At 59.8% G+C, this 14,446-nt stretch carries 12 protein-coding genes; 5 read left to right on the plus strand and 7 right to left on the minus strand.

Annotated elements, in window-relative coordinates; genetic code table 11:
- Window positions 1-2: 2 nt before the first annotated feature.
- From AAE514_RS02415 to AAE514_RS02425, 3 genes are all read right to left on the minus strand, one after another.
- On the minus strand, window positions 3-1,364 hold the full coding sequence (locus tag AAE514_RS02415) for a TRAP transporter large permease (RefSeq protein ID WP_347329909.1): 1,362 nt from the start codon (window positions 1,362-1,364) through the stop codon (window positions 3-5).
- Window positions 1,354-1,920, minus strand: a complete 567-nt coding sequence (locus AAE514_RS02420; protein ID WP_347329910.1) for a TRAP transporter small permease subunit — start codon at window positions 1,918-1,920, stop codon at window positions 1,354-1,356. Before AAE514_RS02420 ends, AAE514_RS02415 begins: the two co-directional genes overlap by 11 nt.
- An 84-nt stretch (window positions 1,921-2,004) precedes the next feature.
- Window positions 2,005-3,285 (minus strand): M48 family metalloprotease, encoded by a 1,281-nt coding sequence (locus AAE514_RS02425; protein ID WP_347329911.1) that lies wholly within the window; start codon window positions 3,283-3,285, stop codon window positions 2,005-2,007.
- Window positions 3,286-3,374: 89 nt separating this feature from the next.
- On the opposite strand from AAE514_RS02425, the gene AAE514_RS02430 reads away from it, so the two are divergent.
- From AAE514_RS02430 to AAE514_RS02450, 5 genes are all read left to right on the plus strand, one after another.
- Window positions 3,375-3,860 carry a DUF4265 domain-containing protein gene (locus AAE514_RS02430; RefSeq protein ID WP_347329912.1) on the plus strand — a complete coding sequence of 162 codons (486 nt, stop codon included), beginning with the start codon at window positions 3,375-3,377 and terminating at the stop codon, window positions 3,858-3,860.
- A 164-nt stretch (window positions 3,861-4,024) separates the two neighbouring features.
- Window positions 4,025-4,798, plus strand: coding sequence for a peroxide stress protein YaaA (yaaA, locus tag AAE514_RS02435; protein ID WP_347329913.1), 774 nt, complete (start codon window positions 4,025-4,027; stop codon window positions 4,796-4,798).
- Between the two features lie 172 nt (window positions 4,799-4,970).
- Window positions 4,971-5,357, plus strand: coding sequence for a TfoX/Sxy family protein (locus AAE514_RS02440; RefSeq protein WP_347329914.1), 387 nt, complete (start codon window positions 4,971-4,973; stop codon window positions 5,355-5,357).
- Between the two features lie 156 nt (window positions 5,358-5,513).
- Window positions 5,514-6,335, plus strand: a complete 822-nt coding sequence (locus tag AAE514_RS02445) for a response regulator (RefSeq protein WP_347329916.1) — start codon at window positions 5,514-5,516, stop codon at window positions 6,333-6,335.
- Between the two features lie 64 nt (window positions 6,336-6,399).
- Window positions 6,400-8,865 carry an EAL domain-containing protein gene (locus AAE514_RS02450; protein WP_347329917.1) on the plus strand — a complete coding sequence of 822 codons (2,466 nt, stop codon included), beginning with the start codon at window positions 6,400-6,402 and terminating at the stop codon, window positions 8,863-8,865.
- A gap of 32 nt (window positions 8,866-8,897) precedes the next feature.
- Here AAE514_RS02450 and AAE514_RS02455 read toward each other — a convergent pair whose 3' ends face one another.
- The 4 genes from AAE514_RS02455 to AAE514_RS02470 all read right to left on the minus strand — a co-directional run bounded on the left by AAE514_RS02455 (window position 8,898) and on the right by AAE514_RS02470 (window position 14,436).
- Window positions 8,898-9,731, minus strand: a complete 834-nt coding sequence (locus AAE514_RS02455) for a CPBP family intramembrane glutamic endopeptidase (protein WP_347329918.1) — start codon at window positions 9,729-9,731, stop codon at window positions 8,898-8,900.
- Window positions 9,732-9,857: 126 nt separating this feature from the next.
- Window positions 9,858-10,994, minus strand: a complete 1,137-nt coding sequence (locus tag AAE514_RS02460) for a GNAT family N-acetyltransferase (RefSeq protein ID WP_347329919.1) — start codon at window positions 10,992-10,994, stop codon at window positions 9,858-9,860.
- On the minus strand, window positions 10,984-12,195 hold the full coding sequence (locus tag AAE514_RS02465; RefSeq protein WP_347329920.1) for a serine hydrolase domain-containing protein: 1,212 nt from the start codon (window positions 12,193-12,195) through the stop codon (window positions 10,984-10,986). The genes AAE514_RS02460 and AAE514_RS02465 overlap by 11 nt, the downstream gene beginning before the upstream one ends.
- Window positions 12,196-12,303: 108 nt before the next feature.
- Window positions 12,304-14,436: a di-heme-cytochrome C peroxidase gene (locus AAE514_RS02470; RefSeq protein ID WP_347329921.1), complete on the minus strand. Its 2,133-nt coding sequence runs from the start codon at window positions 14,434-14,436 to the stop codon at window positions 12,304-12,306.
- Window positions 14,437-14,446 lie beyond the last annotated feature (10 nt).

Here is a 14,446-nt window from a genome sequence, read left to right on the forward strand (position 1 = left end):
AATTACAACTGTTGGGGGAGCCAGGTGGCCAGTGTGGGCCAAAGTGCCAGCGTACAGAGTACCAGCAATTGGAGCACAATAAACGGAATCACACCACGATAAATGGCCCCGGTGGGAACGCTCTCGGGGGCCACCCCGCGCAGGTAGAACAAAGCGAAGCCAAAGGGGGGGGTTAAAAACGATGTCTGTAGATTAAGCGCAATCATCACCCCGAGCCAGACCGGATCCACGCCCATGGTGAGCAGCACCGGCCCGACAATGGGCACCACTACAAAGGTGATTTCAATAAAGTCGAGAATAAACCCGAGTAGAAAAATAATCGCCATAACCACCAGCATGGCGGTAAACACGCCGCCCGGGAGCTGATGGAAAAAGCTCTCCACCAACTCCTCGCCGCCAAAGCCGCGGAACACCAATGAAAACAGCGAGGCTCCGATTAAAATAGTGAAAATCATGGCGCTGGTCAGAGTGGTGCTACGGGCCACCTCCTTCAGTCGAACCAAGTCCAATTTCCCTTTTGCCAGCGCCAGAATGGCGGCGCCCAGCGCGCCCACACCCGCCGCCTCGGTGGGCGTGGCGATGCCCGCAAGAATGGAGCCCAGCACCAGAATGATTAATGAGGTGACCGGTAGCAGGCTGAGCCAGAGGCGGGTTTTCGACACCCCTTGGTCGGGCGCCGCCGGAGCCCGCTCCGGGCGCCAATGAGCGACGCTGGCGATGTAGGCCAGATAAAGCAGCACCAGCAATACACCGGGAACCAGTGCGCCGATAAACAGATCCCCCACCGAGAGGGTATCGGGGCTGAAGACCCCTTGGGCGAGTTGCGCGCGCTGGTAGGCGTTGGAGAGCACATCCCCCAGAAGCACCAATGCGATGGACGGCGGAATAATTTGACCCAGGGTGCCGGTCGCGCAAATCGTGCCGGTGGCGAGGGAGGGGTGGTACCCCTGGCGCAACATGGTGGGAAGAGAAATCAGCCCCATGGTGACCACCGTGGCCCCCACGATCCCGGTGCTGGCCGCCAACAAGGCGCCCACCACCACCACGGAGAGCCCCAGACCGCCGGGCAGGGCCCGACAGGCCCGGCTCATGTTCTCCAGCAGTTCTTCGGCCAGACGGGACTTCTCCAGCAGCGTGCCCATAAACACAAACAGCGGTACGGCCACCAGCGTGTAATTGGCCATGATGCCGTAAATCCGGCTGGGGAAAGTGCGCAGCAGGTTGGCTTCAAAGGTACCGGTCACAATGCCGACGCCGGCGAAGAGCAAGGACACCCCGGCCAGGGTAAACGCCACGGGGTAGCCCAGCATCAGCACTAGGCAAACCACCGCAAACATCACCAGGGGCAACAGCTCAATCAGCATGGGGGACCTCCTGGCGCCGGTAACCCATCAGAAAGAGCAGCTCGCGCAGTACTTCCGCCACGGCCTGGAGCGACAGCGTCAGAGCCAGTAGAGGAATGAAGGTTTTTAGCCAGTACACCCACGGCAGCCCGCCCGAGTCGGTGGACACCTCCCGAATGCGCCAGGCATTGCCGACAAAATCCAGGCTGATCCAGCCGATAAATACTGCCAGGGGCAGCAAGAAAACCAAGCCCCCCAGGGCATCCGCCCAGGCTCGGCCTTGAGGGCGGAAACGGCGATAGAAAATATCCACCCGAACGTGACGCTGGTGTTTAAGTGCGTAGCCGGCCCCGAGCAGAAACAGGGCCGAGTGCATATAGGTCACCGACTCCTGAAGCGCCACGGAGCCCTCGCCCAGGCCGTAGCGCAGTAATACCACCGCGCAGGTAACCAGCACCATCAGGGGGGCGAGCCAGGATACCGTCTTGCCCACCCCCTCGGTCAGGGCGTCCAGCATGGCAATGAGTGTGGCAACGGCTCGGGGCGGCGCGGGAGCGCGGTTCGTATTCTTAGACATTATGATTATGGCGTTGGTGTTACGGGCTTTGCGCGCAGTATAACGAAATGCCGGGCCGGCGTGGGCCGACCCGCACGCGCTCGCTTACTGGGAGGCGCCCAGCTGAGATAACTTGGCCTGGGCCGCCTGGCCTAATTCGCCGCCACCGGCGGCGGCCTGCTTGTAGTAATCAATGGCGGACTGACGGTCGCCGCTTTGTTGCGCCAGTTCGCCCAGGTGATAGCTGGCCAGCTGGGTGGGTAGCAGGTCTTGGCTGGCTTTCAGGTCGCTGCGCGCCTGCTGGGCATTGCCCTTTTGCTTGTTCAGTACGCCGCGGTAGACCAGGGGGCGGAAGAACTCCGGGTTGGCCGCCACGGCTCGATCAAACGCCTTGAGAGCTTCATCTTCTTTTTCCTGCTCCAGCAAGAGCCGGCCTTTCAACTCCCAAAAAAGGTTCTCTCGCGGTTGCTCCTGGATGGCCTTCTCCACTAAGCCCAGGGCCTGGCTGTAATTTTCCTCCGAAGCGGTTTTCTGGGCCTTCTGGTAGTGCTCGTAGGCCTTCTGGTCCTTCCGCAGTTGGGCGATGGCACGTTGGTACGCCGCCTTATTACGCTCCCCACCATTGTACTGTGAGGCCAGTTCGCGGTTTCGGGCTACCCGTTTTTGTGAGGGGGGGTGGCTGGACAGAAACCCTTCCAGCCAGCCACTCTGCTGTCCCTCGGACAAGCGCACGAACGTCTCTTGCAGCTCGACGGCGGCCTGGGGGTCATAGCCGGCCTTGGCCATGTACTCGATGCCGTAACGGTCCGCTTCCAGTTCGTGGCTCTGGCTGTACTGCGCCTGCCAAGCGGTGGCCCCCACGCCCACCGCCCCCATGGCGAGCCCGGCGTAGTCCGAATCCGATTGTGAGGCCGCCACGCCCGCCGCGACCATGCCTACCTGCAGCAACAGATTCTGGGTCTGCTGTTGGGCGCTGTGGCGGGCTGCCGCGTGGACAATTTCATGGCCGAGCACCGACGCCAACTGGGCCTCATCTTCCAGTTCCATCAGCAGCCCCCGGTTGATGGCCATTTTGCCGCCGGGCAGCGCCCAGGCGTTGGGCACATCGTTGTTCAGAACCACTATTTCATAGGGCAGCCCGGGGCGGTCGCTGACCGCAGCCAGCTTTTCCATAACATTGCTGACATACAGCTCCAGCTCCGGGTCCACCACGTAGCGCCCGCCCTGGGCCTGTCGGCTGGGAAGGTAGTTTTCCGCGCCGGCGGCGATTTCGCCCTCGGCGGACATAATGGTCAGCTCGCGCTCGCCGGTAACCGGGTTCACCGAACAGGCGGTGGCGCCCAGCATCAGAGCGGCGGCGATGAAGGGGATCAGTCGATGTTTCATTAAAACAAGTCCTCCCGTGACAGTGGTGGCCGGTCGGGGCCGGCCGGGTCAGTGTGTATAATGTTGCCCTTTATAGCAGGGGGAACTCCATGACGAAAGCATTGCGCACTATCGAACTGTTTGCCGGCACCCGCCCGGACGGCCAACCCATTGTGGAGCAGTTGCCCGTCAGTGAGCAAAAATCCGGTGAGTTGCAGTTGGTGCGTTCACCGGCGTTTGCCCAGGGCATTGCCAGTGGCGACTGCGTTCGCCTGCTGCCCCAGACTCAGGAAGTGGAGTTGGTGCGGCGCAGCGGCAACCTGAGCCTTCGGGTTTACACCAAAGGAGACATGACGCCTCTGGCCGATGCCCTGGTGCCCGCGCTGGAAAAACTCGGCGGTGAACTGGATCTACACAACGACCGTATGCTGGTGCTCTCTATCCATGTGAGCTGTGGTTTTGACACCATCGAAAAGATCATGGAGGAGACGGTCGGCCGCGATGCCGATAGCACCTGGATGTATGGCAACGTGTACGACCCGGCCGATGGCAGCACGCCCCTGAACTGGTGGAAGGACGTCCTAAAGCCCGAATAGCCCAAGCGAGTCATAGCGTAATCATACAGAACACGGCGAGACCAAAAAATTCCCGCCTGCCAGCTTTCTGTTCGTAATTTTGCACGCCATTTTAAGCCGGATGATTTTGGTACTGACAAACTCCTATTGTAGAAAATGGTGCCATTTATAAGAGTTATTCCTTTATGTTGATGTTGATTTCCCCTGCCAAGACCCTGGATTTTGAAACCGCACCGGTGACCGATAAGGCCACCCAACCGGATTTTTTGGACGAGTCTCGGGAGCTGATATCGACCCTTCGGGATTTGGCACCTCAGGATGTGTCTGAGTTGATGGGCATCAGCGACAAGCTCGGCCAGCTCAACTATGATCGTTACCAGCAGTGGCACACCCCATTCACCCCGGATAACGCCAAGCAGGCCGCCCTGGCCTTCAAGGGAGATGTGTACACCGGGCTGGATGCCGAGCGCTTTAAAGCGGGGGATTTCACCTTTGCCCAGAAGCACCTGCGCATTCTCTCGGGGCTCTATGGGCTGCTCCGGCCGCTGGATTTGATTCAGCCCTACCGGTTGGAGATGGGCACCCGATTGAAAAATCAGCGCGGGGCGAACCTCTATAACTTCTGGGGCGAGCGGCTGACGGCGGCAATCAACGAGCAACTCAACACGCTCAAGCAACCGGCGGTGGTTAATCTGGCCTCCAATGAGTACTTCAAGGCCGTGCAGCCCAAAGCCTTGGCCGCCCCGGTGATCACCCCGGTGTTTAAGGACTGGAAAAACGGTCAGTACAAAATTATCAGTTTTTACGCCAAAAAGGCTCGGGGGTTAATGGCCGCTTACGCCATTGAAAACCGCATTAAAAACGCTGAGGGGCTCAAGGCCTTCGATCGAGAGGGGTACCGCTTTAATTCGGAGTTATCTAGCGACAAGCAGTGGGTTTTCACGCGAGATAGCGTATAAAAATTCCCTTGAAACAACAAAACGGTCTTAAGGCGCCGTTACATCACACCCCTCGCGAGAGGTAAAATCAACAAGGCAGGTTGGGAAACTTGCCTCGCCCTTCACCGTCCAAAAGCTAACGGCTTATTTATTTACTGCATCACTCATTACTGAGTCACCAAAGGAATTGCCTGTGTCTGTTAGCCATCACGCTTTAAATCGCGCCCTGCACCACCTCTCCCGGGTTGCAGCGGTGTCCCATCGCCGGGTCTTTACCGGAGTGGGGCTCTACCATCAGCAGCAACTGTTTGCGGTCATGGCCAAAGACCGGCTGTATTTTCGTGTGGATGAGGCCTCCGTACAGCCCTACCTGCAGCGTTCCATGCCCAGACTCCATCCCCGGGTCGCGGCGCAGCCCGCCTGCCACTTCTATCAGCTGCCTGAAGCCGTGCTGGAAGATTCCGCCGAGTTGACCTATTGGATGCGGGCGGCTCTGGAGGCTAGCCACCAACCGGCCGGCTTCCCCACCGGCGTTCCCGTCGAGCGAAGCCCTGCTCCTCAATTCCACAGCGCGGGTTAGCGCTGCCCAAAACGCCCGAAATCGTCTACCCTTAGGGAAGGCTTCATGTTGTTTCCTGTGTCATTTCCGATAGCCTGAGCTGGAATGAGGCAGCCCACTGAAGGCTAGCAGACAATAAGCAAACGAGCCCTAAGCACGCACTGAGAGAGCAGCCCCATGGCAATTCGTATTCTGGTGGTGGACGATGCCGGTTTCATCCGCGACATGGTGAAAAAACAACTGCGCGAACGCATTCCTGGTGTCGAGGTATCGGAGGCGGTGGATGGCAATCGGGCTCTGGCCGCGCTCAAGCAGCAGCACGTGGACTTGATCCTGTCTGATTGGGAAATGCCCAACATGAGTGGCGAAGAGCTATTGCGCCACGTACGCGCCCAGCCCGAAAACACCGATATACCCTTTATCATGGTAACCAGCCGGGGCGATCGGAGCCATGTGGTGAAAGCCGTGGAAGCGGGCGCTTCGGATTATCTGGTCAAGCCGTTTACCCCGGAAGAGCTCTTGCGCAAGGTGGGCAAACAGCTCACCCGTATCGGGAAAGGCCCCAAGACGCCCGCTCAGCCCGGTTCCCAGGGCAGCGCCGCCGGTTCGGTCGGGGTGTTGACCGGCGGGCGCGGCGCCGGCGCGAGCGGGGCCCCTCAAGGCGGTGCTGCCGCCCCCTCCCGAAAGCTTAAGGGGCAGGCTCAGCTACGGGTCGGCAATCGTGGCGAGGTCCTGCGGTGCGTGCTGCGCGAGCTCTCTTTGGAGGCCATGACTGGCCTGATTCAGCGGCCCGAGGCCCCGCCTCGGCTGTTTGATCCGGTGGTGGTGGATATCGAGCCCGAACAAGAGGATGCGCCGTCGCAGTTAAACGGGTACATTCATAGCCTGCAGGCAGCGGAAGCCACGCCGGATACCCAGGTGATTCGTCTGGTGGTTCGTTTTGTAGACCAGGATTCGGACAAACAGGCGGCGCTCACGCGCTTTTTGAAGCAAACATAGCGAAGGTGAACTGGACGGGATACCGGTTTCATTGCGACGAATTCCAAAAACGATGGGTTGATGTATGTTTTGGCGGTTTGAACCCCATCCAGATCAGCTGGAGCCGTTGACCGCACACCACCACCTGGGGCTGATGGCCTTGGCCGTGGCGCTTTCGGTGCTGGCCGCTTCCACGCTGTTGCCGGTGCTGGAACGCTATCGTGCCACCGAGTCGGCCAGTGCGGGCCTCGGCTGGGTGCTCGCCGGAGCCATTGCCATGGGCTGTGGAGTCTGGGCAATGCACTTTACGGCGATGCTCGCGCACCGCCTCCCAGTACCGGTCACCTATGACCCGGTCATCACCCTGCTCTCTATTGTGCCCGTGGTCATCGGGGTGGCCGGAACCTTTATAAGCGCGCGTCTTAGAGTGCCCCCTTCCCAGCGCTTGGTGGTGGCGTCGATTTCCTTGGGTCTCGGAGTCGGCACCATGCACTATGTCGGAATGGAAGCGTTGACGGCACCGGTGGCTATGCGCTACCAGCCGGGGCTGTTTGTGTTCTCCATCGCGCTGTCGGTGGGCGTGGCCTGGTTGGGGTTGGCCAGCAATTTTTGGTTGCTGAACAACAAACGGCGTCGTTGGTTGGCTTACTTGGTGGGCGCGGCGCTGCTGGGTTTGGCGGTCAGCAGTATGCACTTTGTGGCCATGGCGGCGACTGAGTTTTATCTTCAGCCGGACAAGCTATTAAGTGGCCTGCAAATGGACCACAAAATCCTCGGCTCGCTGGTGGCAATGACGGTACTGGTCATCGTGGCGCTGTTGCTGTTGGCCGTAATGGTGGATCGGCGTTTCAGCCATATCGCTCGTTCACTCAGCAGCAGCGAGCGGCGCTTTGAGCTGTTGGCGGAAACCAGTGACAGCGGCATTTTTACCTGTGACCACGCCTTCGATTACATTAACCCCGCCATGCGTGCGATTACCGGCTACAGTGAGGGCGAGCTTTATCAAATGCCGGTGGTGGATCTGCTCGGCTTCGAAGCGGGGGTGGAGTTGGCGCGGGGCGAAGCCGAAGAGCACCTTTTTCGAGAAACCTTTATTACGACCAAAACCGGTATTCACCGCTGGCTGTATGTGACTCTGAGCCGGCTGCACGGCGGCGGCGAGAGCCGTTACCTGGGCAGCGTTTTCGATATTACCGAACGCAAACAAATGGAGCAGGAGCTTCGCTACCTGGCTTTTAACGACCCGCTCACGGCTCTGCCCAACCGAAAATTCTTTATGAACCGCTTGAGCGCGCTTGTGCATGAACGGCAAGAGGCGGCGCCGGGCGACTTTGTCATGATGTTTGTGGACGTTAACCGTTTCAAGCGGATTAACGACAATTTCGGGCTTAGCAAAGGTGACCAATTGCTCAAAGTCATCGCCCGGCGAATTAAATCGGCCGTGCCCAAGGCGCTGTTGGTTTCTCGGGTAGGGGGCGATGAGTTTGCGTTGCTTTTTGAAGGCGCCGCTCAGGTGCAGGCGGTGGAGCGCCAAGCCGAGCGTTTGCATGAAAGCTTTGAGAAGGCCTTTCGGCTCGGCGAGCAGGAGTTCTTCCTCTCCCTGAGTATCGGCATTGCCCACTACCAGCCCCGCTATACGGATGCCGAACCCTTCTACCGGGATGCGACGCTGGCCAAGGACGAAGCCAAACGCGAAGGCCTCGGTAGCACTTGTGTATTCGATCGCCAAATGCAGCAAAAGGCTAAGCGCGACCTCGAACTGGAGCACGATCTGCGTCAGGCCTTGAAAGACGAGGCCTTTGAGCTGCTGTACCAACCCATCGTCAATTTGTCGGGAGGCGAACTGCGAGGTTTTGAGGCTCTAGTGCGATGGCGCCAGCCAGACGGATCGCTGACTTCCCCGGGCGAGTTTATCGCCCTGGCGGAAGAGACCGGGTTGATCAACCCGCTGGGCGACTGGGTATTGCACGAGGCCTGCCGACAAATCGGCCAATGGCGACGGGATATTCCCGGGTTTCAGCCGTTCTACGTTAGTGTGAACCTCTCCAGCATACAGTTCTTCCAGGCCGGCTTAATCGCAACCGTGGGGGAGGCCATGGCCCAACACGGCGTGCAGCCGGGGCAACTGAAGCTGGAGTTGACTGAGAGCATCCTGGTGGACGATAACCCTCAGGTGATTGAGCGGATGGAACGACTGAGGGTGATGGGCTGCGGCATAATGGTGGACGACTTCGGCACCGGCTATTCCTCATTGAGTTATCTGCAGCGCTTTCCCCTGGAGGTGTTGAAAATAGACCAGAGCTTTACCGCGAAACTGGAGGAGAGCACCGGCGTGCACTTGGTTCAAGCCATTATTTCCATGGCGCATGCGCTGGAGCTGGGGGTGATTGCCGAGGGTATTGAAACGGCGGCGGTGGCGAAAACATTAGTAGCGCTCGGCTGTGAGCAGGGTCAGGGCTACCACTTCGCACGGCCCATGTCGGGCGACAAAGCAGGGGTCCTCTTGAGCGGCGGCCTTCGGGAGCTGCCCCAGAGGGCGCTGCTCCCATAAGCCCGGGCGCGCTGGCACCTTACGCTGGCCGGTTAAAAAGGCCACCATTGGGCGGGCCACTGACCTTTTTGCATCAGGGCAGCCATGTCCATGCTCAGGGCCACCCCGGCGTGCACCATTACCCCTCCCCAGATCGAGCGTGAGCGTAGCGCCAGTATCCCCAAAAACAACCCAAACAAAATGGCCCCGGTCGCCTCCAGCCAAAGCTTGGGGAAGTGAATCATCAGGTAGGGCACGCACATAATCCAGATGGCATTGGCGCCCAGAGCCGGACGCAACGCCCGCAGAATGTAACCTCGAAAGAAAAACTCCAGTACCACAAACTGGGTCATATACAGCGCTTCCCAGGCGAGTAGATCCAGCCAACTGCGCCCCGCCTGGGGGTAAAAGGGGTAATGGTTGACGAAGTCATCCCCCTGGCTTACCAGAAACACGAAAAACAGAATGGGGCTCAATAGCAGAACATAGCCCCGCCAGTGCCGGTGGGTTTCCCCCCAACGCCAGCCGAAATCGGCCAGAGGCAATTTCCAAACGAAGCGGATAACCAACCAGGGCAATAGTAAAAAGCAGATCAGGTGCCAGCCGGTCCACCAGGCATAGCCGATGAGAGAGCGCCACTGGGACTCACGCAACCAGGCCGTGTAGGCGCCGGCGCCCTGCCCTCGCCACTCCCCCAGGGCCGCCAGCCCGTGGTATAGGAGGTAAGAGTTTTTGGCGTAGTGCAGAATCAGCAGGCCCACACAGACACTGGCGAGAGTGACAAACACCCGGCGCAGGGCGGCGGGCCGACTTAACGTGTAGGAATCCGGGCTCTGATCAATGTCATCGAGGACCTCGAGAATCCGGCCGGGGTGCAATCGTGGCATGGATAGGGGCATGGGTGCGGGTATAGCTTCGTGAGTGAGCGTTGTCCGGTGGACCGAAACGGGTATTAAAACGGATTTGGACGGCCCGGGCCAGCCCGGCACGTGAATCTTTAGGCCCGTGGCGCGTTAATCTCTGTGACGATAAGGTAATCGGGCCCGCGCCGCTTCGCGATAGCCGAGAACCTCAACCCGTTCGCGTTCGACAAAGTCCTCTACCGCCGCCTGAAAAGCCGGCTCTCGCAAACAGTGAAAGGACTGGGTCAGCCGGGGTTCGAAGCCTCTGGCGAGCTTGTGTTCGCCCTGGGCGCCGCCGTCGAACCGTTGCAGGCCCTTGGCCATGGCGAAATCCATTCCCTGGTAATAGCAGGTTTCAAAGTGAAGAAATTCATACTCTTCGCGGCAGCCCCAGTAACGCCCGTAGAGCGTGGTTTGGTCGAACAGAAACAGCGCCGCGGCAATGGCCTCTCCTTCCTTGAAGGCCTGCACCATCATCAGGTTCTCCGGCAGTCGCTCCCCGATCAGGGTAAAAAACGCGGGTGTCAGGTAGCCGCCCCGGCCGCTGCGCTTCAGGTAAGTGAGCTGGTACAGGCCGTAAAACAACGCCCAGTCTTCTTGAGTAATCTCGGCGCCCTCTTTCCATTGGAATTGGATGCCCTGCTCTTGGACTTGGCGCCGCTCTTTGCGCAGGTTCTTACGCTTGCGTGAGCTCAGCGTGTCCAGAAACTCCTCGAAATCCCGGTAACTCCGGTTGAACCAGTGAAACTGACAGCCGGTGCGCTCGGCGGGTGCCTCGGCCCGCCAGAGGAGCGCTTCGGTGTCGGCGGGAAACAGACAGTGCCAACCCGAGGCATGGGTCTCTCGGCAGCGCTGATTCAACGCCGCCACCGCCATGGGCATCCACTGTGCTTCCTCCCCCGCGGCCAGCAGTCGGGGCCCGGTGCAGGGGGTAAAGGGAATGGCCGCTACCAGCTTCGGGTAATAGTCCAGGCCGTGGTCGGCATAGGCTTGGGCCCAACCCCAGTCGAATACGTACTCGCCGTAGGAATGGTCCTTCAGGTAAAGCGCCATGGCGGCCCGCAGCCGGCCTTCTTCATCTCGGAGCAACAGATGCTGAGGACGCCAGCCGCCCCGTGGCCCGACGCTGGCGCTGTCTTCAAGGGCCGAGAGGAACGCGTGCCGGGCAAAGGGATAGTCCGAGGGCACAAGCCGGTCCCAGTCTTCGGCGCTCACCGTATGGATCTGGTCGATAAATTCAGGAGTCATGCTTGGATTGCTTGGCCTGCTTTAGAAGGGGTGGGGCCTCGATCTGGCGATCATAGTCAGTATAAAGCTCCAGGAACCGGTACACCACTTCCCGGGCGTAGCGGTTTTCGGAGTTGGTCAGAAACACCAGCCCCAGCCGGTGCTCCCGGTTGAACAGCACCTCGGTGCGGGTGCCCTGGACCCAGCCGCCGTGGTGAACGAAGTTTCGGTTGCCGCCGAAATCAAACAGACGCCAGCCCAGCCCGTAGTGAATGTTGCTCAGCTGTGGGTGAGCGCGGTAGTGGGCCTGCCGGTAGCTGGTGGCCACTTGGGGGCTGTGTAACTGGTCCAACAGCTCGGGGGGGAGGACGTCGGGCCGCTGGCCCAATTGGGCTCGAACCCAAAGGGCCATGTCCTTGATGCTGGCGTTGGCGCCGGCGGCCGGGGCCACGAGGTAGTAGTTGGGTGAAGGTTCAATCGGGTGCCAGCGCCCGCGAACCTTAATGTGGGGAGTGGCCCGGTTGGCACTGCCGGTAAAGGCTTGCCAGCCAAAAGAGGCGTCGTTCATGCCCAAGGGTTCGAATAGCCGCCGTTGGACATAGTCCTCATAGGTTTCGCCGGTGGCGGCCAGCAAAACATCCCCCACCAAACTAAAGGCCACGTTCTGGTAGCTGTAACAACTGGAGGGTGGACAGATGAAAGAGACTTCATCCAGCCGGTCGATGACCTCTGGGTAGGGAACCTCGGCCTCAATCAGGTTGGTATAGGCCTGGGGCATTAGGCCGGTGGTGTGGGAGAGCAAGTTCTGCAACGTGATTTTGGCGCTGTAATCCGGGTTTCTGAAATCCAGCGCTAAATAGTCTTTCACCGGGGTTTCCCAGTGCAGGTCATTTGAGTGCACCGCGAGCCCCGCCGCGGTTCCGGCAATGGTCTTGGAAACAGAGGCGAGCCGGAAGACGGTGTTCTGATCGATGGGCTCCGAGCCCCCCTGGCGCCGGGTACCGTATCCCTTGAGCAGTTCAATTTGGCCGTCGGCAATGATTGCCAGAGCGGCGCCGGGAACATGGGGGAGCACTTCTTCCACCACGTACTGCTCGGTGGCCAGTACATAATCGATCGGGCGGTCGGACAGGTCGGCCTCGGCCGCGAAGGAGGGAGCCGCGAGCGCCGCAAGGGCATAAAGCGCGGCCAACGTCAGCCTCCGACAACACCGTACTGCCATCTTACAAACCTCTGAGTGGCGTTAAAATTGTTTATTGAGCCCTCTTTGTGTCCGTTTGCCAAGGTTGGTTCCCCGGGACCACTGGTTATGAGCCCCCAGGATGAAACGTTAGAGTGTTTTCAAATACTCCACCAGCGCCCAGCGCTCCTCTTCGGTCAGCGCCCGGCGCACGTCGCCGTTGGGCAGCCGAATTTCCCGCGCGCCGTATTCGTGGCCGGTGTTCCGGTCACCGAGGCGGTGAGTGGTCTGGGTGAAGCCTTCATAACCGTCGGTTCGAAAGCCCACCTTGACTGGATCGAATTCCCGGCTGCCCACTTGAAATTGCTCCGGGCGATATTCCCCCTCCTCCGGGTCACCTTCACGCCTGGTAGGCAGCAGCAGGTCGTACAGCGTAGGGACCGAACCGTTGTGCAGGTAGGGCGCCGTCGCCCAGATGCCATTGAGTGACCGCCCTTTATAGGCGAGCAGCGAGTCATAGGGGCGCGATGTGGTGTCGGGGCGGTAGTTCCCCGCCTTCATGCTGTATTTGACGTCGTTCTCGAACCAGGACAGACCCAGAACATAGAGCCAGTCCAGGCGCCGGCGGAACCAGCTTTTGTCGGGGTCCGGCGTGGAGGTGGCCCCTTTGGTGACGGAGGTTAGAATTTGGATAACCGGCGCCTGGGTTCCCAGAATCAGCGGGCCGGCGGTGGTGCTTTGGTAGGTGTTTTTGAAGTTTCCGGAATAGCCCTTGTAGTTGACGCTGTTGCGTGCCATTTGCGGGTCGGTGCCCAGTACGTCGATGTCGGTCATATCGGCAACGACCATGCGGTCCCAGGCTCTGGGTTGGACAATCTGGTGGCAGCTTTGACAATGGCGGGCGTAGAGGCGCCGCCCCAAGGCGACTTTCTCCGGATCGAACTCCCCGAGAATCTCCTCGGGCCATTGCGGGGAGGTCAAGCGGCCCAGGTGCGCTTCCAGGCGCTGAAGGTTGGTCAGGTCGATACTGGAGGTGAATTCGATGCGCTCTTGTTTGTTTTCTTGACCGGTCAACCAACTGGACAGGCTGAAACCCGGCTCCTTCGCTTCCCAGTCGAGCTTGGCAAATACACCGGTCACCTCGCCCACATTGCGCCCCAGGGGACCCAAATCGGCGTTGTTGGCCAAGCCATTCCATTGCACATAGTCCGAGTGGGTCAGGTCCCAAACGAAGGGGTAGTTCACCGGGGCATTGGGTTCGTTCAGCAACTGATCGCGCAGGCGCAACATGTCTCGCTGAGAGAGCCCGGGAAGGCCGTCCTCGGTGGATTGCAGGCGCTTAACCACCCGGGTGAAGTCGCGGTCGGAAATCAGGGTCGGGTCGATTCCCTCAAGGGCCCGGTCGACCTCGGCCTCGGTCAGCATTAGCTGGCCATCGGGGGTAGCGGTGGCGAGCAGCCGCTGGCGCAACTGCTCGCGATCGAGCACGTGGCGCAGCACTCGGTTGTAAATACGGCCAAAGGCATCGAGGCGGCCATAGCCGTAGTCAATATGGCTGTGGTTAATGGTGTTGTACATTTGGAGTTGATCGGCCCAGTGGGTAAGGTCCTCCACTACCGCTTCGCGCTCCTCGTAGTCGTTGTCTTGAGCGAGAACTCGATCAATGACCCGCTCCCGCTTGGCGGGAATGTCCCGAGCGGCACGCAGGGCCCCTTCCAGCCCGTGCAGAAAGCCGTCCATGTCGGCCATGGCCGGCGCGCCGTCGATGCGTATGGCCTTCCCTTGGTAGTTCACCTGGCCGGTGTGGCAGGCGGCACAGGTGAAGCCCATGTAGTCCATTCCCCGGTAGCTTTCCTTGGTGAAACCCACCGGCAACCCGTGGGGGTTGAAGAAGGTGGGTTTCTGGGGCAGGTATCGGTAGCGGTCCATGTTGTGGTCCGAGCGGAACAGCGCTTCAGAGTCCTCTTGCTCCAGCGCGAGAAACAGATCGTAGGGCAGCAGCGCCGAGCCCTGAGTGGTGTTGTAGTACCAGAGGGTGTCCGCCGCGCTCCACCCCTGCTCCAAGTAGATGGGGGTGTCGTAACTTTCGCCGAAGGCGCCGTTTTCCAAGGCGATGGCGCCCCGGTGGGGGTCTCGGTCCAGATGCTGGTAAGCTTTACCGGAGAGGAAGGTAATGCCGAGCAGAATAAGCACGCCGGCGACAATGGCGGCCAGCAACTTGAGTCGATAGCGGGCGGCCATAATGCAAAATATGACTATCCGCAATACATGAGGAAGAGGCATAGCAATCTCC

The sequence above is a fragment of the Marinimicrobium locisalis genome (assembly GCF_039822625.1).
In the GTDB taxonomy this organism is placed as follows: Bacteria; Pseudomonadota; Gammaproteobacteria; order Pseudomonadales; family Cellvibrionaceae; genus Marinimicrobium; species Marinimicrobium locisalis.

Coding starts and splice junctions, on each gene's coding strand:
- AAE514_RS02420 (WP_347329910.1), bottom strand. CDS start 1,920: ATGTCTAAGAATACGAACCGCGCTCCCGCGCCGCCCCGAGCCGTTGCC.
- AAE514_RS02450 (WP_347329917.1), top strand. CDS start 6,400: ATGTTTTGGCGGTTTGAACCCCATCCAGATCAGCTGGAGCCGTTGACC.
- AAE514_RS02425 (WP_347329911.1), bottom strand. CDS start 3,285: ATGAAACATCGACTGATCCCCTTCATCGCCGCCGCTCTGATGCTGGGC.
- AAE514_RS02460 (WP_347329919.1), bottom strand. CDS start 10,994: ATGACTCCTGAATTTATCGACCAGATCCATACGGTGAGCGCCGAAGAC.
- AAE514_RS02465 (WP_347329920.1), bottom strand. CDS start 12,195: ATGGCAGTACGGTGTTGTCGGAGGCTGACGTTGGCCGCGCTTTATGCC.
- yaaA (WP_347329913.1), top strand. CDS start 4,025: ATGTTGATGTTGATTTCCCCTGCCAAGACCCTGGATTTTGAAACCGCA.
- AAE514_RS02430 (WP_347329912.1), top strand. CDS start 3,375: ATGACGAAAGCATTGCGCACTATCGAACTGTTTGCCGGCACCCGCCCG.
- AAE514_RS02445 (WP_347329916.1), top strand. CDS start 5,514: ATGGCAATTCGTATTCTGGTGGTGGACGATGCCGGTTTCATCCGCGAC.
- AAE514_RS02415 (WP_347329909.1), bottom strand. CDS start 1,364: ATGCTGATTGAGCTGTTGCCCCTGGTGATGTTTGCGGTGGTTTGCCTA.
- AAE514_RS02470 (WP_347329921.1), bottom strand. CDS start 14,436: ATGCCTCTTCCTCATGTATTGCGGATAGTCATATTTTGCATTATGGCC.
- AAE514_RS02455 (WP_347329918.1), bottom strand. CDS start 9,731: ATGCCACGATTGCACCCCGGCCGGATTCTCGAGGTCCTCGATGACATT.